The following is a 24,060-nucleotide window of genomic DNA, read 5'->3' as shown; positions in this document are numbered from 1 at the left end:
AATGGTTGATCCACGCAACACCGAACGAGACGCCTACCTGGTCGCCGCTGTCCCGACCCAGTACACGATGAGCGAACTCGTCCAGCTATTCGACCGGGGGTACGATCGCTACCTCGTCGACGACGAACCAGACCCTGACACCTTGCTTTCGGATGTCGAACACTTCGGAACCAGTGCGTTTGAGCAAGCCCAACGCGAGCGAACCCTCGAGCGATCGTTCGTCGATTGGCCCGCGACACTCGTACTGCTCGCAACCATCGGGGCGATCTGCGTGATAGAACAACCGCGCTTTGAAGACACGCCCGTTCGGCGTAACCAAGTCATTCAGAACATCCGCGAACTGTTCGCAAACAACCTCATCTCACTCATCCGTGAGTACGACGACCCCACGCTCTACCAAGACATCGCGGAAGTCCTCTACGCGAAATCACCCAGCGAAGACGGGCCACATCCGGGGCGGGTCTGTACCGACGTCACCACCATGCCCCAGTTCGAAACCGACGAATTCGACGAGGACACTCTCTATATCGAGGTCCCGATGGCAGCCGCCTCACGGGCTTGCCTCACGCGGACAACCGACGAGGCGACCAGCGCCGAGGAGACAGGCGAAATCCGGACACAGCTCGCAAACAACAATCTCTATATCCCGATCGAAGATTTCGAGGCCAAATACCAGGAGTACGCCGAGACCGGTTTTGCTCGCTTGCGCTCGGCCCAAGAAGACGAACTGGGCGAGGACGAACGCAGTTGGCTGACGGCCAACGAAACAGCGGTCAGCGACCGGACCGAGCGAGCCCTTCGTGGCGGCCACTACGAAAAGGTCTGGAAGAACTGGAACCGTGGCGAACCCCTCGTGCGTCTCCTTCGATCGGCCATCAGCGCGAGTTCGCACACCCAGGTCGGCGAATTTCACACCTCGAAGGAACTCTACGATGCCCTCGATACGTACGACCCTGACAATAACGGAGAGCAAGCACAACTACGACAATTCACCAATCCGCGGACGGTCGGCAACACGCTCGCGAATCACGATTCACACCAGTCAGTAACGATCGATCGGAGTGGCCGAATCAACACCTATCAGATTGCTCACTCGAGTAGTGGGGCGCGTCCGATCGAAGTCGACGATCTCGAAGATCTGTTCGAACTGCCGTGTCTGGCCGCCTTGGATGAGCGCCTACAAGACGAAAAACCAGTCCGAAAAGATCTCTTTAATATCGTCCGCATGATCATGTGGCTTCCTCAATACCAAAATACATCAATCGAAGAAATCATTGATGATATCCAGGATCTCTTCAGCCGCTGGCCGTGGCATGACCCCGAGATTACCGAGTACCAAATCAAATATGAAGCCCGTCGTGGAGAGCGCGGTATTGGTCCCCAGGGCACGACACCACTCCCGATGAACTGCGATAACGACGACATGCAACGGTACTGTATCGGGCAGGATCAGTGCCCCTACTCGATCTACGGAAGTCTCCCATTTCCCGACGATATGTACGACCAGCTAGAAGGAAATGGGGACTGGTTTTGAGACGCTTTTCTCTACACGTTTCGCTGTGTAGATGGGTCAAATATCACACTGGCAGATCGCTCCTTTTCGACCGATGAAATCAGTATTTGTAGGGGTGGAACAAACGGTCTGATTAGGTTACTGAGTTCAATCATACTGATCACTCGTTGAAGTAGTTCAGCCTATCTGCAAAGCTCCACTCTGGCAATCACCTATTCAATAAGAAAAATAATAATATCCTATGATATTGGTGGGATTATATCGCGTCGGGCACGATCTGAGGGCTGAAACTCCAAAAATCCCGGCTTCAGTGGTTTCAGACCATCCACCGGACATTCAGTCTACATTTCCTAATCAAAACTCAGCTGTCATTATTCTCCTGATTTTGGCGATATTGCCGGTTTCACCCCCTCGTCACGCACCTTTTGGATTCCACCTCCAAAATCCGGTTTTGTCACACACCTTGAAACGGCCTGAGAGGTGCGGGACGGGCCTCTACTCCATTTTGCATCCGTTAAATCGCGTTCGTACACCTGAAAATCGTCCAAAGGATAAGAGGGGTATGCAGAAACTGAGAGGTGTGTGACGGGGTGTGAAGAGTGGACGGTGAAGGGGGTGGAGAAGAAGGAATGTATCAGAATGCGTAAGAGGGTGTGAGCGGGTGGGATGGGAGAGACAGGGTGCTCAGAGAGAAGCTAAGATGAGGATGCGAAGGTAGGCAAAGAGGGGTAAAAACAGGATGGGTGGTCAGCTGGGAGAATAAGGTGACCGAGGTGGGTGTGATAGAGGATGAAGAGAGGAATCACACCGGAGAAGAGACGGGGGAAGAGGATGACAGAAATGAGGAGGGTGAGCGGTGGATGTATCAGATAGAAGAGAACGAAGTGACGGGGGTGGATAGAAGGGACGAGTAGGGGTGGGACAGCGGGGGAAGGAGTGGACGGGTGCCGGGCTCGAGGGGTACGGGGGTGAGAGATAGCCTCGAGAAACAGGCTCGAGGAAACCGTTTGAGGATGAGGGTGGCGCAATCGGAGGCTGCCGGACGGACACTTGCAGGGTGGTGTCGGTCATCCCCCAAGAGGGGTAGAGGTCTCATGAGTTGGAGCGATCGGAACGAATCAGACGACGAATCGGACGGCGAAACAGAGAGTGCGCTAGACGACGAGTTCGACGAGTGGGTTCGGGAGGGGGGAGAGCCAGGGCCGAGGGGTCAAACGGGATCCAACGCAGACCACGTTTCGAGGGGACAGGAGCCACGACAACGGGGGGTAGCAGACGACCCACTGGCGATGACGCAGTGCCCTCGGTGTGACAGTCGTAGGTTTGTCTCGAAGAAACTGGTGTATGAAGAGTTCCACTACAGCGAGGGTGGCGATCTCGAGCGGCATCAGAATCGGGTCCGTGCTGAGTTCGAATACACGTGCATTGGCTGCGACAAGCGGTTCCACGAACTGCCGAAGGGGGCCCGTTCGTACTACTCGGAAGTGGCCGTCCTCAAGCAGGATCTTCGAAAAGCGATCCGGGTGCAAGTGCGAACGTGGGCCGGCTCGGTGTGTGAGTTCGTTCGCCGCCCCTTCAGAGACTGACTCGAGGAACGTAATTCGACTGCACGATCCAGTGTCCAGCTATGACCGTGATCAATCCATCCTCAGAAAGTACAGAGACGTGCGAGAACTGTGGCAGTACGGAGGTTCGGACTGTCGCGTGTGCACTCGGTCCTGGAGAAGCAGTCCCCGTCACGTACCAGTGTCAGAGTTGCGGACACATGCCCTAGGAGTCGGTAGGCAAGCGTAGACTGGCTCGAGAGAAGAGAAAGAGAGCGGAGAGATCGAAGGGTAACGGAGGGGGCGATCGGTACCGGCGAGACGAGACTGGACGCCCCGCACAGCACCGCCCACCCACGAACCCCCACCCACCTCCAGGGTCCGGGCGGCTCGCTCCCTGCGGTCGCTGCGCTGCCGGGCTTTCCCCAGCGTTCCCAGGCCGGCTCTGTTCGGATCTGGATTGTTCGTCCGTGACGACGGCTGTTCACCCTCGACCAGCCGGGATGGGGATGATGATCGCGGGAGACGGTGTAGATGGATGATGATCGCGAGAGGGGGTGTGGGCGCGTGGATACGACGAGATCGACGTCGACGGCAACAGCGACAGTGACAGCGACAGGGAGATCGGGAGCCCTCGAGACGTGAGGGGAGCAAGCGGAGCAACAGGCGCAGGTAGAGTATATACTGCCCCCGAAAGCCCTCGGTCGCTCGGCATCCCGCGACCGCCGCTGCGCGCCTCACTGCGTTCGGTGCTTACGGGGTCGGGGGACGACCGAGACGCCCTCGCCCTTTCGAAGTCCACCAGGAGGGGTGAAGCCGGGGACGCATTACACCTCGAGGATTGGTGTGTGCGAGACGGGTTGCTCCTGCAGGAAGGGGGGTGGACAGAACGGGCTGGCGCGACTGGGAGGGGGGTCGCTCGATCGGTAGCGTTGGATGGCAGTTTGAGCGTCATCAGTGGTGAGCGCGGGGGCCGGAACGCCGGATGGCTGGTGTGTCGCCTCTCCCGTTTCCTTCGATCATCGCGCCGCCGAGAATGCAAGATTCTCGGCTTCTGGCCTCTTGCTGCGAGACACCGCAGCCAGCAGACTCCCTCCGGTCGCCGCGCCTGTCGGCGCGGTCGTGCCGCCGATCTGCAGGCAGCGGGTCTCTCGCGGGCGAGTCCAGGCGCGAGATCGAAGTCCAGATTCCGACTCGCCCGTCCACCGTACTGCACCGCACCGCCGGACGGGCTCGCGGAACTACGGGAGACCACAACTGCCCACCTCCCTCCAGTCTTCTCTCGCCGCGCCTTCGATCACCGCACCGCACCGGGCCGCACTCAGGCGCGTCGGAGACGGCTCACGGATCCTTCCCACGCTCGCCTTCTCCGCACCGCTCGGCAGGCGAGCGCGGGTCCCGTCCGTTGTGCCGCCCGGAGGGTTTCCCACAAACGTGTCCGTTTGATCTAGATTTAATTGAGATCGCTTGAAGGAGTCGGTCCAGCGTTTGCCGCGCGCTCACGCCGCACCACAACCGGCCGCGAGCGCGCGTTTCCGCTGGACTGCTCACCGCACAGCACCGCGATCGCATCTCTCAGCCACCCGCTTCAGCCAGCGGACTCCTCGCCTTCCGGCGAGCTTCCGCTGACCTTCGGGGTGGCTTCGAGACGAGCACCAACAAGCGATCTCAATCATAAGATGGAGGTGAACTTCGTCAGGAAGGACAGCAGCGTCGCCTGACGGGGTGCCGCAGAAGGCGCTAATCACCGTGTCTGACGTGACGATTCGCTCACAATCGGAGTTGGCACTCAGAAGAGTTGGAGTGAAGACGCGGTGGAAGGCGCCTTCGGAGTAATCAACAATGAGTTCTACGAACTACAGCGGTGATAAAGGTTCCGACGAACAGGACGATGATCAGGCGGTTGCAGGCGAGGACGAGCCGTTCGCGGATGACATCGTGGACGAGACGCCAGAGTTCGCGGCGTCGGTCGATCAGGAGGTCAACACGAAGGTTGAGACCGAGCACCCGGAGACGGTGGTCGGGCGGGAGGAGAACGAGTACGGGCATCTCCCCCTCGCCCAGGAAGAGGAGATCCGGGCTCGGGAGGAAGAGCTCGATCGGATCAGTGCGAAAGCGACGTTCGGCCAGCAAGAGGGGCGTGAAGAGCGCACCCGTGAAGTGGTCGTCGAGCAGCGGCGTGAGCGGCGGATCGAACGGGTCGATCCCCGGTCGGAACTCGAGCAGACGGAGGTTGCAGAGGTGAACACGCAGTCGGTGCGGATCACCGAGAGCGTGCGCAGTGGACCAAGCCGGGCGGCAGTGAGCCGTGGGCTGGCCGAGAAGGTCGAGAACGGAAAGTCGATGATCGAGGCGACTCTCGCACAGATGGAGGAAGTCAAGGCTGAAGCGGGGACGATCGTGGATATCGCGGACGTCCCGGAGGTCGAGACGGGCGAAGTGGACGTGGAAGGCGAGATCATCGAACTGTGGGATCCCGCGGATTCCTCGCAACAACAAGTGGGGCTGATCGCGGACGACACAGAGAAGATCAAGTTCACGGTCTGGAAGAACTCCTACCAGACGAAGGTGAGTGAGGGCGACACGGTGCGGTTCAAGAACGTGAAGAAGAACTGGTACAATGAGACGTGCAATCTGGCCGTGACCGGGTGGAGTCGGATCGAATTCCCCGAGCGCGGCCGGTGGTGGACCGGGGAGTAGCCGACATGCCCCTCTTTTTTCGTGTATACGACCACCCGCTCGCTTCGCTCGCGTCCTCCCCAACCGACTCCCTACGGAACACACTCTGTGAGTGTGTCCTTCGGTCGTCCCTCGCGCGTTCTGCGCTTCTAGCGAAGCGCTTTCATCGCGCGCCACCGCTCCTCGCAGCCCCGCAGGGAAGGGGTGGACGGAACCGCTTCGGAGAGTGTGACAGCAGAGCGCACAGACAGTGGCGTTACTCGCCCCCTCGAGGGGTAGAGGGAATCAGAGATGAACGATCGACCAGACGGCCAGCCGGAGGCGATTGTTGTTGAGTTCAAATCGAGGGACAACCCGCTGTTCAAGAAACCCGATCGCGATCCTCACGGTGAAGTATCGGCGCTTGCAGCCCGTTCTGGAACACGGTGCGACAGCTGCGGAACCTACGGCCTGGTCCCGACGGCAGCGTGCGATGACGCCATGATCCGAGACGTTGATCTCATCTGCTCGAAGTGTGGGTGAGTTCAATGAGACGACGCCCAGCCGGTTGATGAACACGAACAGGAGCAGGAGCACGAATGGACGGACAACGCCGCCGCCCGGTGGCGTTGATCGACCCCCAAGAGGGGTAGAGGGTTTCAGAGATGTCGATACATGATTCAGTTAGCCGATCCGCGACTGCACAGAGACTCGAGACGCCGGAGAGCATCGAGCAGCGATTCGACGCGTGGGATTGCGAGGAGGGCAGCGTCCGATCGTGGGCACTGGGACGGCGGCAGTGTGTCCTCTCGTTGGTTCGATTGCTCGCTGACGACACAGAGGAGATGTCATTCGCGACGCCGATGGAGGTGACGATCGCGCCGACAGCGGTGTACCAGCGATCGCCAAGCTGGCGCGAACGCTTCGGCGGGACGTACCAAGTGGCCGTCTACCCGAATGCAAATCCGGACTGGGGGTCGGTCGAGGCTGAAGTCGGAACGCTCGCAGACGCACTCGCGGCCGCAGAACGCCTCTGTAGCGACCTCGAGGAGCAGCACGACCTACAGAGGGCGGGAGAAGAAAAAGAGGAGCGAGAGGGACGAGAGGGCGGAGAGATCACCCTCTCGTGGCGGGGACCGAAGCCGATCGTCTAAGGGAGGGGAAGTCGCTCAGTCGTCGTCGTTCCGCTCTTCTTTCAGCCGTTCGATTCTCGAGGGTGCGGAACTGCTCACATCGCTCACAGGGCCCTCTACCGGCCGCTGCGTACGCTCGTTGTGGTTCCGGGTTTCCCCTTTGGTTCGCGCTCGGACGCTGCTGATGCGCCTGAGCGCGCGTCTCTGTGCGTGCGTTGGCGTCTCCCGTGATCCTGCCGCAATCGTGGCCCGCCCAGAGAGCGTCGGCACGCCGCTCTCCTTTTCTCTTTCCCTCGAGCGAGCAGCGGAGGTCCAGTGGCGTTGATCGACCCTCAAGAGGGGTGGAGGATTTCAGAGATGTCGACGAGTGACAGCTCGGCTGGCGGACGTTGCACCGAACTTCAGACAGAGGCGGCCGGGGCGGTGGAGTCGCTGTTCGCGGGCGGCGAGTTGATCGATGCGGCGGAGATGGTCGGCCTGGAGACAGAGTTCAGCGTGACGTCGCTCCAAGAAGAGACGGAGCAGAAGTTCTGGACGGACGACGAAACCACACACAAGGGCGAGGTGGAGACGCTGGAAGAGGGCGCACAGAGAGCGCGGTGTCCGAACTGTGAAGAGGAGGTAGGTGTATCGGTCGTGATCCAGCAGACGCGGGCCGCAGACGAGGCGGGAACGAGGCTGTACAAGGGATCGTGCGGGTGTACGTGGCGGCGAGGAAGTTAACTCGGTCGCAAAGCGCTTTTTTTTCGTGTATACGACCACACGCTCGCTTCGCTCGCGTCCTCCCCAACCGACTCCCTACGGAACACACTCACAGAGTGTGTCCTTCGGTCGTCCCTCGCGCGTTCAGCGCTTCTGGCGAAGCGCTTTCATCGCGCGCCACCGCCGGCAGTCCCGCAGAGGTCAAGGGGAAAAACGGTATTGCGGCACATCCCACAACGTGAACATCCCCCTTCTCCAAACGAACCTCATGAACGAATGCGCCAATTGTGGTGAAACCGTCACCGACGACTACCGGCGTGTGTTCGCGGACAACGACGGGACGCTCCACGGCTGCCGGCACTGTCGGACTAGCGGTTCCATGATGGAGGGCGCTGGTGCTGGCACCGACAGGGAAGCAGGCCTGTGACCCGCACGGAGTGGACCGCCTTCATTGGATCCGTACTCGTCGTTCGGGTTGTGGATGAAACCGCCAGAACGGTCAGACTTTCGTGGCAATCTCTTCGATCTGGTCGCGGTGGGGTCCGTCGCCCTCGAGGAGTTCGCCGGGTTCGAGGCGATAGGTGACGCCGAGTTTTTCGGTGACGACAGTGTGTCCGTCGGGTTCGATCTCGGCGGGCAGTCCATGGTCTGTGAGCGTTTCCTTGAGCGCGCGGACGTCAGCGGAGGGCTCGGGATCTTCGGGAGGTTCGTCAGCATCTGGTGCCGTCTCTTCAGCATCTATCGGTGGCTCGTCAGCGTCCGTCGTGGATTGGTCAGAGTCGCTTTCGGCCTGGTCTTCACCATCTGTGTTTGTACTCTCGTCGTCGGTGTCGTCGGCTTCGTCAATGTCGTCGGCTTCGTCAATGTCGTCGGTGTCGTCGGTCGCGACACTGGTGAGACGGGGGGCGGGGTATGCGTAGTGAGAGACGCCTCCTTCGTTGAGTGTGCCGAGTGAGAACGGCTCGTCGTGATCAGCCCAGTCGGGATCAAACTCGGCGAGTTCATCGCGGTAGGCCACGACGACAACGGCGGCATCCTCGGGGTAATCAGGATTGTCCTCAGCGACCGTCGTATCGTGGTAGGCGTTCCACTCGTCGGCAGTTTGTGGCGGGCAGTTGACGACGATTGCCGTGTTCGGATCGTCATCCGGTGAATCGCGATCGATCACTGGCTCACCGATATCATAGGACTCTCGACTCATGCTCACTCCGATGCTCGGCTGTTCTGCCTCTTAATTGGTACCGTCTTGATCCTGGTCTTGATCTTGGGGGCGGTGTCGGGCGTGTGCCGACCGATGAAACTCTCTGAGTTACCCCACAGGGGGAACGGAACGCGAGAGAGTGGGGTAACTCAGAACCCTACCGCTGTTCCACCGCACCAGCTGGCCGCTGCCCGCACCGTTCGGTGGCGTTGATTTCCCCCTGAGAGGGGTGGAGGCGAACAGAGATGGAGATGCAGTTAGACACGAGAGAACAGACGGAGACCGGAGGCGAGAACTGATGGACCGAGACGAAGCCCACCGCGAACGCGATCGGGTCGCTAACCCCGACCCCCACGACGTGCCCGGCTTCGATCGCGCGACCGGGATCGACGACCCGATCCCGGACGCCGAGTACGGCGCCATCCAGCCCGACGATCGTCCCGCCCCGAGAGATGTACAACGTCGCGACGAGGGCGATGGCCCGGCCGACATCGGCGAGCTCGAGCGCGAAGGCTGTCGCCGCTGTGGGGGGTCCGGCCAGATCACGAAGTCGGTCGCGGGCCGTTCGGGGCTCGTCCCTTGTCCCGGCTGCGAGAACGTCCCCGACTACGCGGTTCTCGACGAAATCCCGGAGGATCCCGAGGGGCGGATCGAGGAAATCGAGGCTGAGATCGGGGCGTTGGACAGGGAGAAAGAGGCCGTGGCCGACCTGCGTTCGGGGGTCCTTGGCGCAAAGGACAGACTCCTTAGCGCCGCCAACGACGACCTCGTGGGCGACGAGACATCGATCAAGCTGGCATTCCTCGCGACCCAGGTCATTCGCGTCCTTGAGACGATGCAGGACGATCGCCACTACAGCTACCAGCGCGAACAGCTCGGCCGCGAGAAGGCCAAGCTCCGAACCTATCTCGACCACCTGGAGGACGGCAACAATGCCTGATCCCGGCGCACACATTTGCGTCTCGGAGTGGCGCGACATTGACGCGGCGCCGTCGGTCGTCTCGGGACAGGACAAGGAGCGGGTCGCCCAAGTGCTCCGATCGACGGACTGGGCGACGGTCGTCTGGACACCGACCTGGATCCTCGAAGACCCCGAAACGACCGTGCTCACGATCGGCGGCTCGGAGAACCTGCTCGTCGGGGAATGCGACGATTACAGCGAGGACTCGTGGCGGCTCTCCCAACCTCAGCACGAGGACACCCTCGATGATCCGAGCGCCTATTTGGCGAAGTCGCAGGTTGTTGTCTTCGAACTTACGGGAGATTCCGACCACCTCGAGTCCCCACAGCGGGGACTCGCCGACTTTGACCGGGACGATCACAGCCGCTGACGCGCCCGGACCGCATGGTGGTGTCGGTTCTCCCTCAGAGAGGGGTGAGGGTTTCACAGATGGCCCAAACCGAGACAGAGCGGTTGATCGCAACGTGGTCAGACAACCCGTACACTGGAGTTCGAAAGCGTCACATCACAGTGACGCATCGAATCATAGTGAACTGGTATCCCGGCAGTGGATGCGACATTCGCCACGAGATCAAATGCGCCGATCGGGGATACAACGACTGGACGCCTGCCGAAACATGGGAACTGCGGAGCCACGGCGTTGAGAAGATCCAAACGCAGACTGGGAGAGGATTGCCGTGACGACGGAGGGTACTGACAGCGAGAGGGACAGCAACAGAGACAGCGACCATGCGGCTCGCACCGCACGGTGGTGTCGGTTCCACCTCAGAGAGAGGTGGAGGGTTCGATAATAATGACGACAGCAAAGCAAACCAAGAACGCAGTCGACCGGATCGGATCCCAGCCACTCGTTTCGGACGCCTGGGGCGCGGATCGGGGATACGTTATCGCAGTCCTCGACCGGAGCGCAACGAGTGGAACCATCTTTCAGGTCATCGACGTGGCGAAACATCTGGAGATGGATGGCGAAATTCGGATCGTGACTGAGTTCATGCACAAGGGGGAGAAACGCGAGACGATTCATTTCGAATCCGTCGAGAGAGTCCAACCACCTGTCTCGTGAGTTACCCCACGGGCGAGAGACAGCACCTATTCGTGGGGTAACTCAGAATCTTGGCGCTGTTCCACCGCACCAGCTGGCCGCTGCCCGCACCGTTCGGTGGCGTTGGTTAGCCCCCAAGAGGGGTAGGGAGGCGAGCTGACGTGCAAGAACTCGTCCCCCGGAAGTGATTTCGAATGCCACTCAGAGAAGTGTACGAACGCACGTTCGACGAAGACGTACCGCTCTCGGAAGGGGACAGTGCTCTTCCGACCACCCCGAGTGACCGACGCGAGGAGCGGGACGAACACCGACTTGTCGGCCAGTCCAACGATTCCAGCGAGGAGGTCCTCACCGAGGGGGAGTCATGACGCTCGATGCTGCTGAGGGTGCGCCAGCACGCCAAGTGGATCTCGCCGACCGGTTCCATAGGCTGGCGATCGCTGAGTGTGGCTCCGATGGGTGCAACATTCTCACACGAGTCCACAACGACGGAACGATCACCATGCAGATCGCTCCAGGGGCCGGGAGCAGCACCGATCCGGAGGTCCAGACGCTCAGCCTCCCGCGAGGGCACTGTGGCTTTGTTGGGAGCTACAGTGGGGCACCCGGCCTGTCGATCGACGTACACCGCGATTACGTCGAGGAGACCGACGAAGCGTCCATCCGTCGTGACGCACTCGCTATCCTCGAGGTACTCTCGCGGGAGGTCTGGGACACTCGCCACCGAGTCGGATCGAGGTAAACGAGAATGGCAGACTCTCACTGCGCCGAGTGCGGCTACGAAGGGCAAAAAGAAGGACCGCTGCCCCAGCGGGGCTCGGACGTCATCCCGATCTACGAGTGTCCTGAGTGTGGCGACGTCGCCGCGATCGGCTGTTCCTGTGACGATCCCGACAGCCACGAGCCGTCGGGTTCGGCGTAACCGCCCGACTGCACCCACGTGGTGTTGGTCATCCCCCCCGACGAGGGGTGGAGGGTTCGAAAAATGACAAATCGAGCAGACGAGACCGTGCGTGCCGTGGACCTGTTTTGCGGCGGTGGAGGCCTTTCAACCGCCCTCGCGGAGGCCTGCGAAGAGTTAGATCGCGACGTCGAACTCGTCGCAGTCAATCACTGGGGGAAGGCCATCGAAACCCACCAGCGAAACCACCCGTGGGCAACGCACTTGAACGCGAAAGTCGAGGAACTCCACCCGCCGGACGTCATCGACCCTGGAACCGTCGACATCCTCATCGCTGCTCCCGAGTGTACGCACTTTTCGGCGGCTCGAGGCGGGAAGCCGGTGAACGAACAGCAGCGTGCGAGCCCGATGCACGTCCTCGACTGGATCGGCAAACTCCAACCCGAGTCGGTCCTCCTCGAGAACGTCCCCGAGTTCAAATCGTGGGGGCCGATCGTCGATGGTGAACCGACGCGTGACGGGACGAAATTCGACGCCTGGAAGACCCAGTTGGAGGCCGACCGTTATTCGGTTCGCCACACAACGTTGAACGCAGCGGACTACGGTGACGCGACGTCTCGCCGCCGCTTCTTCGTCATGGCGCGTCGGGACTATCGTCCCGAGTTCCCCGACCCAACTCACGGCGAGAACGGCGACGAGCCGGGTACCGACGAGTGGCGTAGTGCAGCGGAGATCCTCGACTGGAACGAGCTCGGCGACTCGATCTGGACGCGCTCCCGGCCCCTGTCGAACAACACGATGCAGCGGATCGCCGAAGGCATCCGCCAGCACTGTGCCGACAGTCTCGCCCCCTACGCAGACGCCATCGCCGAGATCACGCCCGAGGACGTCGAGCGGATGCAGGAGGACGTGGTTGCCCTCGACGACCTCGAGGACACAGCCGACGAACGCGACGAACCGTTCCTCGTCGAGGGGCCAGCAGCCGGTCCTGACGCCGATGAGACCCAGCTCTCGACGACGATGGTGATGGGCCAGCACTCGAACGCGCTGGCGAAGGACGCCACCGAAAGCCCCGTCCCGACGGTCGCCACGCGGGGGGCGATTCACTGTATCCACGCTGACCCGTTCGTTCTGCCACGCAACGGAGCGTTCCGAGGGCTGCACAGCAACCCCACGTACGAGCCGGGCGAGCGTCCGCTCCACACGGTGACGGCGAAAAACCACGACGGACATCTCGTTTGGCCGTTTTTCGTCCCGTACAAGAGCGAACGAGAGGGACAGAAACCCCGAACTCACGAGATCGAAGAGCCGTACCCGACGATCACTGCGACGGGGTCAGACCCGTACCTTGCTCGCCCGTTCCTGGTGGAATACTACGGAAATTCCGACGCGAAGTCGATCGGCGATCCACTCCCGACGGTGACGACGAAAGATCGCCACGCGTTGTGCATCCCAGACTGTTACCCGTGGGGACTCGATCTCCGCTACCGGATGCTCCAGCCGAGAGAACTCGCTGCGGCGCAAGGTTTTCCCAGCGAGTACGAGTTCGCCGGCAACAAGACTCAGACCACGAAGCAGATCGGGAACGCTGTGCCGGTCAACCTCGGCAAATCCCTCGTGAAGCAGTTGCTGCTCCCGACGAACCAGCCGACGATGAGTCAGTACGAACAGCCGGAGACGGTCGCCGACGGTCGTGGAACTGCCGACGACTAGCGACCGCGATTCGGCAGCTAGCCGACCGCGTATCCCCACCGCAGTAGTGTAGATTGGTCCCCGGAGAGGGGTAGAGCGATCATGAGTTGGAGCGATCGGAACGAGTCAGACGAGGAAGCGGACGACGATCAAGTGCAAGGCCGCGGCGAGGAGGTGCAGGCCTAATGGACCCCTCCGATTGGGACCCCGACCCGAGTGCCGGCGAGTGTTTCACCGCAGCCGACGACAAAGCCGAGTTGGAACAGCACATCTCCCCCCGTTGGACGGTCGAAACGTTCGACGTGTGGGGGCCTACTAAAACCAACCACGGGGGAACAGTCGACTGGAAAGTTACGCTCTCCCATGAAGCGGGGGTCGTCGTAGAGTTGGTGCCGGCAAGCACTTTCCCAGACCGCGCCCAGGGGAGGACCGTCTACAACAGCCACCGACTGTACCGAAAGGACCCAGGCGGAACACGCGAACTCGTTGCAGACGAGCGAGAAATGCTTAATTCCGACCATCCAGGCGACGTGTTCGCCACGGTGGTCCAAGCTGCCCAGGAGTTTTCATCCCGGTACCAACTCTGGCACGGGAAGCCCCGCGAGGAGAACGAATCACCGGAGGTAGAGGGCTGATGGCGACCGTTCGCGAACGCAACGAACCAGATCACCAGGTAGGCGCATCGGCTGAGTTCTAACGCCTTGTGCAACACAATTGCTGGTGTCCCGTCCATTGTTGCACAAGGCACCCAGCAGCCGGCGCCGTCCGGTGGCGTTGGTCGCCCCTCAGAGAGGGCTGGAGGGTTTCACAGATGGTTCACACAGGCGAACTGGCAGGAGCACAGCTACCGACGACCACCGACACCAGGGGTGGGGCGTGATGGTCGCCGATCTATTGACCCACGTCGACAGAGCTGAGGCTGCTTCGGAGACGTTGACCGAGTCCCAGGCGTGGGAGCTCCGAAACGGCGTTCGGGCTGCCATCGAACGCGGTGAGAAGAGCTTGTCTAGTCCGTCAGCAGCCCTCTCAGCAGATCGGTGGTACCATTGGGGCATCGGCGTCTCCGTCTGGCTCCACGACAGCGGCGTGGTCGTTCTTCAGAAAGACGGGAACACGATCGTTACCGACATCGCGATGCTCGAGCACGTCCCACAGGTGCTGGCTGGCGCTCACGGGAACATTGGACGGATCACCCGGATCGACCCCGACGGAAGTGAGGGGTGATCAGCATGGGAATCGTCGAAACCGAAGATCGCTACAGTGGCGCGTTCGACGTCGTGACGTGTCCGGTCTGTGGGTCCGATGACTGGACCCATCTGGTGTACCAGGGCGTGTTCTGCAGGCACTGCAACACGAAATGCACGCTACGGGAACCAGCCGGCGATCAGGGGTTCATCGCAGAGTTCGACGGCCAGTACACGTGGTCGGTCGACGACGGCGAAAAAATCCCCGATACCGAGGAGTATGGTCCGGTCGCTTCCGGAAAGTGGCTTGGAACCGAGAGCAGCGGCTACCACCAGCACTGGTTTTCGGCGCGCGCAGACTACGTTCACGACGACTGTGAATGGGACCCAGCATGGAACCGGGAACCAGAGAACGAGGACAAGGATGCAGGTGAGTATAGTTACCCCACGACCGAGAAGTAATTAGCACTTGAGGTTTTCATTGAGAATGTGATCGGCACTACCTCTACAAAGGTTGAAACTTAGGTGTGGACGATCGGTCCGTCGGGTGTATCTCATTGATGACTGAAAACGCCAAACTCGTGGGGTAACTCAACCAGACCAAGTCACCTATCAACCCAGTGGCTGCCCGGTCGCACGAACGGCCAGCCGGTGGTGGTGTTCGTCCCTCGCAGAGGGGCAGAGGGATGATGCGATCAATTCGTCCTGACGAGGAACCTCAGATGCAACAACAGTGTCCAATCCCCGCCAACGAGCCGCCTGACCGAACCACGACGTCGGTCCCTCGAGTGCAGTGCTTGGGGACGTCCCGGTCGCACGACCCGACGTTTCTTACGATTCGCACGGCCTCGCCACTCGTGATGGAGTGTCCGATCTGCCAGCTCACCATCCGGGTTGATCCCACTGAGGACGACGGTGATCACGATGAGTGAGAAGAAGACCGAAACGGAGATCATCGACGATCTTCGCGACCGAGGGATCGCACAGCCGATTCCGACGAACGACACGGCTGGCGACCCCTGTCCAGTCTGCACAGAACCGATTCCCGAGAACAGCCACAAAACGCTCAATCTTGGGCTGCCAGACTACTGTTCGCTGGCCTGTCGATTGGAAGGTGAAGACAGCACAGAGACCGAAGACAGTGGCTGATACCGATGAGGCCGCCCCCAATCGACACTGGATCCCAATCACACAGTCGGTGGCGTTGTTCGTCCCCTCGGAGAGGGGTGGAGGCGAACAGAGATGGCAATAGAGCCAACATCGACAGCACAGACCGACGGTCGAATCGACTTCGATCAGGCAGTTCAGACGGCCCTCGAGGACGCGAACGATCCAACGAGTCACGTCGAACGCGACGCGGAGACGTTCCACCCGAGCCAGATCTGCATGTGCGAGCGACGAGCCTACTGTTCGAAACTCGGGCTCGACGATCAATCCGACATCCTCGGCGTCTTCCAGACAGGGACGCTGATCCACGAGTTCCTCGAAGAACGGTTCACCGAGCAGTTTCCCGACGCAGAAGTCGAGCGTGAGATCGAGTACGAAACCGAGGACGTGCGGTTCGTCGGCCGGGCCGACTGCTATGATCCGGCGACGAACGCGGTCTACGATTGGAAGACGCGCAGTTCGTGGTACAACTTCGACCCGCCGGTCGATCGCCACCTCGACCAGATCCACGTTTACATGGCCGCCCTCGGTGCCGACTACGGCCAGGTCGTCTACCTGAACAAGGGCTCGATGGAGGTGCGAACGTGGCCCGAGGACGGCCTCTTCGAGTTCGATCCCGAACGCTTCGAGGCGATCGTCGAGAAAGCAACCCGGATCCGTGATGCGATCGACGCCGAGGGGATCGCCGAAAGTGCCGAGGAGATCCCGTTCGAGAAATGCGATTGTTACTTCTGTTCGCAGGAGACGCTGGATTTCGACTGACTGGCTCTCGGAGCATTGGCACGATGGCGTTGTTCCCCCTTCTTCGAGGGGCGGAGGGAAAGTCAACGATGGTCAGTAACAGCATACGAGCGCGTTCTACATCGAACACCGACCAGGAGCGGACCAATCGCTATCAGCTGAGGCACACCCAGGACCCATGAGTGAGCAAACTACCTTCAGTACGGGTGATCGGGACGAATCCGACAGCCGTACTGCTGACGAGGCGACGACCGATCGTTCCGCTCGTCGGAGCTCAACACCCGAAGACGCCCAGATCGACATCCTCCACTCGGAAACAATCGATCAGTGGGTCACAGAACGTGAAGACGCTAATGAGTCCTACGGCTACTTCCACCTGTACGTGGCTGCCGAGAGCGACCTGAGCGGCGTGCAGCGAGCACTCTGCTGGGAGACACGGATCGAACACGCCACCGACGACGCTGGGGAACCCTCTCCTCGGTTTGGCACTGGTGGGAGTCGCGCTGCGAACGCCCGTGACCGGCTCCTCGAGTGGAAGCTCGGCTTGCTGGCCGTCCCGTTCCATCCGGAGTTGCGGACAATCCCAGCCGAAAACCTCCGCGTGTTCGTTGCCGACCCAGCCCGCGAGTATCTTGCTGAGAAGGGCGTCGAGATCAAAAGCACCGTCGAGCAGGTGAATGCCCTCGACGAGCACACTCCCTCCAAGGAGCAACTGGTGCGTCGGCGCGAGTACGCGAAGATGAAACGTCTCACCGGGGTGTCAGGGCCACTGGAGGGACGAATCCGAGCGATCGAAGACACACTTCGGGCACGCTTCGAGTTCACCAGCCGCTACGGCTACGACGTCCCCGATCCCGATCCTGTATACGCCGAGACGTCGCTCAACACGCTCGAGGAGATGCTCGAACGGGCACGCCGTGATCACGCCGAGGCAGAGAGCCGGTGCGAGGAGCTTCGCGACCAGATCAGTTCGGCAGAAGCACAGTGGAGCGAAGAAACCCGAGTAGCACTCCGCGAGTAAGCTCCAGTTCCTGGTGTTGATCGCTCTCCTGAGCGGTGAGAGAGTCGAAATGATCACTGCCAGCGAAGCTTCAGAGCCGATCGTCGCAAAGTTCACCCCCGAACCAACGCTGACCCTCGACTCCGGGTCGGCCAGTTCCAGCGTCGAGGTGTTAAACGATCCAGAGCAGACTAACACGATACCCTGTTGCACGTTCAAAATTAGTTCGCCGGACGGGACGGGTGGGCCTAAAATTGACCACCCATCGGTGGTGCTGACCCGATGCTGTTACGTTTCTTGATAGAAACACCTGTATCAGCTCGGAAATCGCGCTGACTACTCAAGATACGAGCACAAAAGCGAGCCGTCTGAGAGCGACGCCTCTCAGACGGCGGCACCTGTTTTTTGGACAGATGGCGCGGCGATCAGATGAGCCGACTTGGTGAGCGTATCAGCCCTGGTTTGTTCTGGCGGTGTGCAGTGAGAGACGCTGCGACAAGTGCCACTGCAGAGAGAACAACGTGCGTCTCGACGTTGTTCTCCTTGCGTGCCCGGACACGATCAAGACCGGTGAACGACTTCATCCGGGAGAACACCCGCTCGACACCTGCGCGCAGGTGTCGATGCATCCGCTCTTTGATCGCCTGGAAAATGTAGGTCTCCTCGACGCTGCCAACCTCCACGCCGTACTCCGAGAGTTGCTCTTGTGGAAGTCGCTCCAGAGCGTCGTAGGGAGTGTCGATCTCCTCGCCGTGGTCCTCGAACAGCTCTTTGATTTCGTCCTTGATCGTCGCTAACGGCGACGATCTGCGGGGATTGATCGACGTCAGCAACGGACAGTCAAGACGATCTTGGCAGAACTCACGGTTGTCCTGACTGTCGAAGCCGGCATCAGCCAGTGCAGCCTGGAGTTCGTCGGTGTCGTACCGCTCATCGAACTCCTCGATGAGCGGTTCAAACGCCGTCGTATCGTTCCGTTTGCCGGTCTCCATCGTGATGGCGACCGGCAACTCGCTTGCGGCGTCAACGACGAGAAACACCTTGTAGCCGTAGAACGAGCCTTCGTGTTTGCCCCAGCTCGCCCCTTCAACGTCGTCGTTTTCGATCTCGTCGCGTGTGTTTGCCCAGGCAGCGATGTGAGTGCCGTCGATGATGATGAACTCTCCGGCATGGTCGTGATCAGCGAGCAACTCGCCACACATCGACTGGAGGCAGTCACGGAGTTCGTCCGGCTGGAGGTCGTTGAAGGCCCGCCAGAGGGATGTCCCGTCGGGGACATCCTCTGGCTCGACGTAGTCGAGGGCCTCCCTGAACGAGTGATTGCGCCGGAGGCGGCGTTCGAGGGCGTCGAAGGAGTCGCCCTCGAACTGCCGAAGGACGAGTGCAGCTGCACGCTCAGGAGGGATGGATTGGATCTGTGAGACAGCAACCGAGAGGAAGGTAGCAACGAGTTCATCTCGGTAGAGGTAGCCGTCTTCGGTTGGTTCTTCGGGTGTGACATCGGTCGGCTGGTCGGTGCGGCGTTGTGCCAGCTGGTCGTCCCTTCGGGACGGCCAGCTGTGGAGGTAGAGAGTCGTGTTTTGGGAGTCAACGGCATGGATTTCTTGTTGGTCAGCGAGGTTGCGGAGAGGCCGATAACAGCGACGCCCGAGAAGATCGGTTGCTTCTGCTGGCGTGAGTCCGGATGGACGCCTAAATGCGAGGTGTTTGAGGGTTGGCTTGGTGTCCTCTTTGCGGTGGAAGACGGCAACGCCGTCATCCACCTCGGGCCGCCAGAAGCCGTCGTGGGTTGATCGGTGGCCAACGACGTGTTTGCTGGCGACGTATCTGCCGTTTGAGTTCAGCGAGGTGTAGAAGGGATCTTCGGAGGCGATCTGATCGATATACCACGCTGGCACCGAGGTGCCAGCGCGGAGTTGCTCCTTGGAGACGACTTCACCGTGGGTACGGAGGAACTGACGAACAGCAGTCTTATGAGAGGTGGTCGTGTTTTCATTCATGTCGGATCTGGTAGTAGACATACCTTTGATCCGACTTCTAGTCTAGTTAAAGTGACTATTTTTGGTCGTAGTGACCACACTGTGAGAGGTCGGAGCTAATTTCGAAACCGTGCAACAGAGGGTAGAACAGATGCCGTGCCGACCCATCGGGTAGGTCGCGACGGAGCTTTTCGTCGACGTGGAGATTCCAGGTCGTGTCGGTATCGAAGCAGGCGAGGACGGCTTCCTCGTAGCCACGATCCTCTCGCGATTCTTGGAGTTCGACCTGCGTGTTGCAGTGCTTGCAGAACACACCTTCGAACGGAATGTGACTGAATACCTCGTGCCCGCAGACGGGACACCAGAGGAACTCGAACAGTGCTTCGCTGTGGCGGTCGATGACTTCCAGACTCATCTGTGGATCTGGCCCGATTGAGACGGGCCACCCCTCCCGGCCCAGAAATAAACGCCATCACAGATGCGTCCGTATCAATCAGCGCTCGGCGCCGTACACGATTCGCGAGGATGCTTCGTACCCACAGTTCCGACACTCGAACCAGCGCTGGACCTTCGCGCCGTCAGCCGTTTTTCCACCGATTGCCACATCGCTGTTCGGACACTCGGGACAACTCAGTTCGGGCGCTGGCAGTTCCCGGAGCTTGTCACGGAACGATTTCGCGTCCTTCGTCTCGTACCCCCGTGACCACACGGGGTAGCCGTTGACGAGGATTGCGCCACGCCACTTGTAGCGGTACGAGTCCGGTGCTCGGTGTAAGACAGCCCGAGCTCCGGTCTCGGTATTCCGGTATGCGAGTGTGGGCGACCGACTCTCGCGCTTCCAATTTGTGATCCGGGACATCTGTTAGAAGTGGACGTCAGCGGGCACGATCCAGAGCTCCTCGCTCTCCTCCAGCACTCGATCCAGCTGCTCACGGTGACGGATACCGTTCGCATATTCGTTGTACAGGAAGATCGTTGGCCCGTCGTAGGCGCCGACCTGGTGGAAGGCGTGCCGAGCGAGATCTTCGTCGCGCATGATCTCCTGATCGGAGAGTTCGTCAAGTGCTTCCCTCACCCGGTCGAGGTTGCGCTCGAACTCCTCTTTCGTCGCCTCCCAGCCACGCTCAAGCAGGTCTTGGCCGTCATCGGAGTCGACGGGCACCGCGGTCGGGAGATCTCCCCATCGCGCCTTCCCCGCAACGGACGTGTCCTCCTCGTCGAAGGTCACATAGTAGTCGAAGACGGCGCCGGCATGTGGGTCCGCGCCGACCAGGCGATCGAACACCGTCTTTCCGGTGACCAGCGCGTCGTCGTGCGTCGATGCCTCTACCAGTGCGTAAATCACCATATGCATCTCGAACACCTCGAAACGCCGACGCATCGGGAGTGATTGCTCGCTCGCTCCTGCTGCGCCGGCACCCATCGCCGGTGCAATAACAAACACGGCTCTCATGAGAACTCATAACTGATGATTGGCATCTGAGGCTGTGTGAATGGCTGAACGTAGTATGAGTGGCTTGAGCTATATTGGGTGTGTGATTGATTAGAACAGAAGGGAACTTTTACGGCTGAATGTGTTTGGAATGAAATGAGGATCGCAACCAAATCGGACTTCTCCTCAACACAGTACTGCTGTTTTCGATTCTAAGTAGTTCCAAATACAAAACCAGATACCTGAAAGCAGTCGATCCTACGCGATTTCACCCGGAACGCGTCACGAGTCGGTCAGAAGTTGCCGAAGCACGTAGTGCAGGATACCGCCGTGTTCAACATATCGCACACCGGCGGGCGTCCCGACCTGGGCCGTCACCGGGAACTCGACCGACGACCCGTCCGACCGCTCCGCAGTCACCGTCAACTCGGCCATCGGCTCCAGCCCGTCGTCCAACCCGTAGATAGCGAAGACTTCTGACCCGTCTAGTCCGAGCGCTTCACACGAGTCGCCGTCCTGGAACTGCAACGGCAGCACGCCCATCCCGACGAGATTGTCCCGGTAGATGCGCTCGTAGCTCTCGGCGATGGTTGCGCGAACGCCGAGGAGGTCGGTTCCCTTCGCCGCCCAGTCACGACTCGAGCCGGTTCCGAACTCCTCGCCCGCCATCACGACGAGGGGCGTCCCCTCCTCGTGGTAGCGCTGGCTGGCCTCGAACACGGTCGTCTGCTCGTCCGTCGGCTGGTGAATCGTGTAGCCGCCTTCGACGTCGTCGAGCATCTGGTTCTCGATGCGGACGTTGGCGAACGTCCCCCGCATCATCACCTCGTGGTTGCCCCGGCGGGCACCGTACGTGTTGAACTCGTGAGGCTCGACACCGTGGTCCATCAGCCACTGCCCGGCGGGGAGGTCCGAGCCGAACGGTCCTGCGGGGCTGATGTGGTCGGTCGTCACCGTATCACCCAGTGTCAACAGACACCGTGCATCCTCGACGTTGGAGACGCTAGGTTTCTCCAGTGGGAAGTCCTTGAAAAACGGCGGTTCCCGGATGTACGTCGAGTCCTCGTCCCACTCGTAGACCTCGCCAGTCGGCGCATCCAACGCCTCCCATCGTTCGTCGCCCTCGAACACGGAGGCGTACTTCTCCTCGAACATCGACGGGTCGACGAAGTCGTGGACGGCTTCGTGGATCTCGTCGCTGTCCGGCCAGAGGTCCGACAGATAGACCGGGTTGCCGTCCTCGTCGTACCCCAGCGGGTCGTGCTCCAGATCGATGTCCATCCGACCGGCCAGCCCGTATGCCACCACCAGCGGTGGGCTGGCGAGGTAGTTCGCCCGCACTTTTGGATGGATGCGTGCCTCGAAGTTCCGATTCCCGGAGAGTACGCTCGTCGTCCAGAGGTCGTGTTCGTCGATCGCGGTCTCAATCGGTTCGGGGAGTGGCCCTGCGTTTCCGATGCAGGTCGTACAGCCGTAGCCCACGACGTTGTAACCCAGGTCTTCGAGGTACGGCAAGAGTCCCGATGCTTCGAGGTACTGGGTGACGACGCGGCTGCCGGGTGCGAGGCTGGTCTTGACGTAGTCCGGGACGTCGAGGCCGCGCTCGACGGCGTTCTTCGCCAGGAGCCCGGCTGCCAGCATCACGGACGGATTTGACGTGTTCGTACAGCTGGTGATGGCGCTAACGACGACGCTCCCGTGCCCGATCTCGATTTCGTTGCCGTCGAGGTTCACTGTAGCGCGCTTCGTGAGGGGTCCCAGATTCTGTTTTTCAGTGTCGCCCGCTTGTTGAACGCCGCCGTCAGTTCGTTCGGCGTCGGTTGGTTCTCCGGTCAACTCGGCCTGGGTGTTGCCGCCCTCTCCGAGCCACCGGGCCAGCGCCTCCTCATCGATTTCATCGAGGGCTTCTTCGAACTCGCCGTGGAGTAACTCCCGGAAGTGGCCCCGCATGTCACCCATCTCGACGCGGGACTGGGGCTTCTTGGGGCCGGCGAGGCTTGGAGTGACTGTCGAGAGGTCCAGTTCGACTGTCTCGGTGTATTCGGGATTCTGCTCGCCGAACAACCCCTGGGCGTCCAGGTAGTTCCGGACGAGTTCGATGTGTTTCTCGTCGCGGCCCGTCAGTTCGAGGTAGTCGAGGGTGGCCTCGTCGACGGGGAACATGCTGATGGTCGAGCCCTGCTCGGGGGCCATATTGGCGATGGTCGCCCGGTCAGGGACGGTCAGCGTCTCCACGGCGGGGCCGTAGAACTCGACGAATCGGTCGACGACGCCGACGTCCCGGAGCAGTTCGGTGACGTGCAGTACGAGGTCGGTCGCTGTCGCACCCTCGGGGAGTTCACCCGTAAGTTTGACGCCGACGACTTCGGGGAGGTTCATCGTGATGGGCTGGCCGAGCATCGCGGCTTCGGCCTCGATGCCACCGACGCCCCAGCCGACGACGCCGATGCCGCCGATCATCGGCGTGTGACTGTCCGTGCCGACGAGCGTGTCCGGAAGCAGCCAGTTCTCGCCGTTCTGCTCGCGTTCGTGGACGACCTGCCCGAGATACTCTAGGTTCACCTGGTGAACAATTCCCGTTCCAGGTGGGACGACGCTGAAGTCGTCGAAGGCGTTTTGCGCCCACTTCAGTGCCCGGTACCGTTCGCTGTTGCGCTCGTACTCCAGTTCGACGTTCTTCTCGTAGGCGTCCTCGCTACCGAAGTAGTCCACTTGGACGCTGTGGTCGATCACGAGGTCGATGGGCACCTCGGGTTCGACGAGAGTTGGGTCGCGGTCCTTGCGGTCGACGGCCGACCGGAGCGCCGCGAGGTCTACGACGGCAGGGACGCCTGTGAGGTCCTGGAGGATGACCCGGGACGGCTGGAACGGAATGTCGGCGTCGGAAACGTCCGGTTGCCAGCCAGCGAGGTCACGGATGTCGTCCTCGGTAATGTCCTCCCCATCGGCGTTTCGGAGGACGGATTCGAGCATGACACGGATGCTAACCGGGAGTTTATCAAGTTCACAGAGGCCTTCCTCTTCGAGGACGGTGAGGTCGGCCATCTTGTAGGTCGTTCCATCGGCTTCGAACTCGCGGATCGCATTGAAGGGGTTCATTATTGTGGAATACTTCAAACGGAGTAACGGTTATTCTTGTCCCCGTTCTCGGGAGACGGGATTCGAGCAGTTGGACCTGCCCGAAGGGGTTCAGAGAGCTCGTTGCTCTCG

The 24,060-nt window shown here is 60.7% G+C and carries 24 protein-coding genes and 1 pseudogene; 19 read left to right on the top strand and 6 right to left on the bottom strand.

The window, feature by feature from the left end; translation table 11 throughout:
- Position 1: 1 nt before the first annotated feature.
- The 6 genes from DVH23_RS16390 (at position 2) to DVH23_RS16370 (ending at position 7,571) form a co-directional block, all read left to right on the top strand.
- A complete protein-coding gene (locus DVH23_RS16390; RefSeq protein ID WP_114578537.1) occupies positions 2-1,534 on the top strand; it encodes a primase-associated protein in 1,533 nt (510 codons plus the stop codon).
- A gap of 722 nt (positions 1,535-2,256) precedes the next feature.
- The gene (locus DVH23_RS23660) at positions 2,257-2,427 is read left to right on the top strand and encodes a hypothetical protein (protein ID WP_198667957.1); all 171 of its coding nucleotides are present in this window, start codon (positions 2,257-2,259) and stop codon (positions 2,425-2,427) included.
- 180 nt (positions 2,428-2,607) lie between these two features.
- Entirely contained in the window at positions 2,608-3,099 is a 492-nt protein-coding gene (locus tag DVH23_RS16385; RefSeq protein ID WP_114578503.1) for a hypothetical protein, read from the top strand.
- Between the two features lie 1,800 nt (positions 3,100-4,899).
- Complete coding sequence (locus tag DVH23_RS16380) at positions 4,900-5,757, top strand: SOSS complex subunit B family protein (protein ID WP_114578502.1); 858 nt, start codon at positions 4,900-4,902, stop codon at positions 5,755-5,757.
- A 623-nt stretch (positions 5,758-6,380) separates the two neighbouring features.
- Positions 6,381-6,869, top strand: coding sequence for a hypothetical protein (locus DVH23_RS16375; protein ID WP_114578501.1), 489 nt, complete (start codon positions 6,381-6,383; stop codon positions 6,867-6,869).
- Positions 6,870-7,163: 294 nt separating this feature from the next.
- Complete coding sequence (locus DVH23_RS16370) at positions 7,164-7,571, top strand: hypothetical protein (RefSeq protein ID WP_114578500.1); 408 nt, start codon at positions 7,164-7,166, stop codon at positions 7,569-7,571.
- Between the two features lie 478 nt (positions 7,572-8,049).
- Here the strand turns inward: DVH23_RS16370 and DVH23_RS23655 are convergent, their stop codons facing one another.
- Positions 8,050-8,751: a hypothetical protein gene (locus DVH23_RS23655; RefSeq protein ID WP_157972432.1), complete on the bottom strand. Its 702-nt coding sequence runs from the start codon at positions 8,749-8,751 to the stop codon at positions 8,050-8,052.
- A 298-nt stretch (positions 8,752-9,049) separates the two neighbouring features.
- On the opposite strand from DVH23_RS23655, the gene DVH23_RS16355 reads away from it, so the two are divergent.
- The 13 genes from DVH23_RS16355 (at position 9,050) to DVH23_RS16300 (ending at position 17,460) form a co-directional block, all read left to right on the top strand.
- A complete protein-coding gene (locus DVH23_RS16355; protein WP_114578498.1) occupies positions 9,050-9,691 on the top strand; it encodes a hypothetical protein in 642 nt (213 codons plus the stop codon).
- Positions 9,684-10,082 (top strand): hypothetical protein, encoded by a 399-nt coding sequence (locus DVH23_RS16350; protein WP_114578497.1) that lies wholly within the window; start codon positions 9,684-9,686, stop codon positions 10,080-10,082. Before DVH23_RS16355 ends, DVH23_RS16350 begins: the two co-directional genes overlap by 8 nt.
- 378 nt (positions 10,083-10,460) lie before the next feature.
- Positions 10,461-10,775, top strand: coding sequence for a hypothetical protein (locus DVH23_RS16345; RefSeq protein WP_157972431.1), 315 nt, complete (start codon positions 10,461-10,463; stop codon positions 10,773-10,775).
- A 173-nt stretch (positions 10,776-10,948) separates the two neighbouring features.
- Positions 10,949-11,122, top strand: coding sequence for a hypothetical protein (locus tag DVH23_RS23650; RefSeq protein WP_157972430.1), 174 nt, complete (start codon positions 10,949-10,951; stop codon positions 11,120-11,122).
- Positions 11,119-11,496, top strand: a complete 378-nt coding sequence (locus DVH23_RS16340; protein WP_114578495.1) for a hypothetical protein — start codon at positions 11,119-11,121, stop codon at positions 11,494-11,496. Before DVH23_RS23650 ends, DVH23_RS16340 begins: the two co-directional genes overlap by 4 nt.
- Positions 11,497-11,502: 6 nt before the next feature.
- Positions 11,503-11,676 carry a hypothetical protein gene (locus DVH23_RS23645; RefSeq protein ID WP_157972429.1) on the top strand — a complete coding sequence of 58 codons (174 nt, stop codon included), beginning with the start codon at positions 11,503-11,505 and terminating at the stop codon, positions 11,674-11,676.
- 63 nt (positions 11,677-11,739) lie between these two features.
- On the top strand, positions 11,740-13,368 hold the full coding sequence (locus DVH23_RS16335; RefSeq protein ID WP_114578494.1) for a DNA cytosine methyltransferase: 1,629 nt from the start codon (positions 11,740-11,742) through the stop codon (positions 13,366-13,368).
- 164 nt (positions 13,369-13,532) lie between these two features.
- A complete protein-coding gene (locus DVH23_RS16330) occupies positions 13,533-13,982 on the top strand; it encodes a hypothetical protein (RefSeq protein ID WP_114578493.1) in 450 nt (149 codons plus the stop codon).
- A gap of 244 nt (positions 13,983-14,226) precedes the next feature.
- Complete coding sequence (locus DVH23_RS16325; RefSeq protein ID WP_114578492.1) at positions 14,227-14,571, top strand: hypothetical protein; 345 nt, start codon at positions 14,227-14,229, stop codon at positions 14,569-14,571.
- 5 nt (positions 14,572-14,576) lie between these two features.
- A complete protein-coding gene (locus DVH23_RS16320; RefSeq protein WP_114578491.1) occupies positions 14,577-14,993 on the top strand; it encodes a hypothetical protein in 417 nt (138 codons plus the stop codon).
- A gap of 462 nt (positions 14,994-15,455) precedes the next feature.
- A complete protein-coding gene (locus DVH23_RS16310; protein WP_114578489.1) occupies positions 15,456-15,680 on the top strand; it encodes a hypothetical protein in 225 nt (74 codons plus the stop codon).
- A 93-nt stretch (positions 15,681-15,773) separates the two neighbouring features.
- Positions 15,774-16,460, top strand: a complete 687-nt coding sequence (locus tag DVH23_RS16305) for a PD-(D/E)XK nuclease family protein (protein ID WP_114578488.1) — start codon at positions 15,774-15,776, stop codon at positions 16,458-16,460.
- 157 nt (positions 16,461-16,617) lie between these two features.
- On the top strand, positions 16,618-17,460 hold the full coding sequence (locus tag DVH23_RS16300) for a hypothetical protein (RefSeq protein WP_114578487.1): 843 nt from the start codon (positions 16,618-16,620) through the stop codon (positions 17,458-17,460).
- Positions 17,461-17,864: 404 nt separating this feature from the next.
- Here the strand turns inward: DVH23_RS16300 and DVH23_RS16295 are convergent, their stop codons facing one another.
- From DVH23_RS16295 to DVH23_RS16275, 5 genes and pseudogenes are all read right to left on the bottom strand, one after another.
- Positions 17,865-19,337: a transposase gene (locus tag DVH23_RS16295; protein WP_232833785.1), complete on the bottom strand. Its 1,473-nt coding sequence runs from the start codon at positions 19,335-19,337 to the stop codon at positions 17,865-17,867.
- 235 nt (positions 19,338-19,572) lie between these two features.
- Positions 19,573-19,833, bottom strand: a pseudogene (locus DVH23_RS16290) (hypothetical protein); the annotation flags it as partial.
- Positions 19,834-19,911: 78 nt separating this feature from the next.
- On the bottom strand, positions 19,912-20,277 hold the full coding sequence (locus tag DVH23_RS16285; protein ID WP_114578485.1) for a hypothetical protein: 366 nt from the start codon (positions 20,275-20,277) through the stop codon (positions 19,912-19,914).
- Positions 20,278-20,280: 3 nt separating this feature from the next.
- Positions 20,281-20,772 carry a hypothetical protein gene (locus DVH23_RS16280; RefSeq protein WP_114578536.1) on the bottom strand — a complete coding sequence of 164 codons (492 nt, stop codon included), beginning with the start codon at positions 20,770-20,772 and terminating at the stop codon, positions 20,281-20,283.
- A gap of 360 nt (positions 20,773-21,132) precedes the next feature.
- A complete protein-coding gene (locus DVH23_RS16275; protein WP_092635704.1) occupies positions 21,133-23,949 on the bottom strand; it encodes an aconitate hydratase in 2,817 nt (938 codons plus the stop codon).
- Positions 23,950-24,060: the final 111 nt, after the last annotated feature.

The organism is Saliphagus sp. LR7 (genome assembly GCF_003344565.1).
GTDB lineage: Archaea > Halobacteriota > Halobacteria > Halobacteriales > Natrialbaceae > Saliphagus > Saliphagus infecundisoli.
Note: the sequence above shows the minus strand (reverse complement) of the source record. Positions and strands in the feature narration are given on the sequence as shown.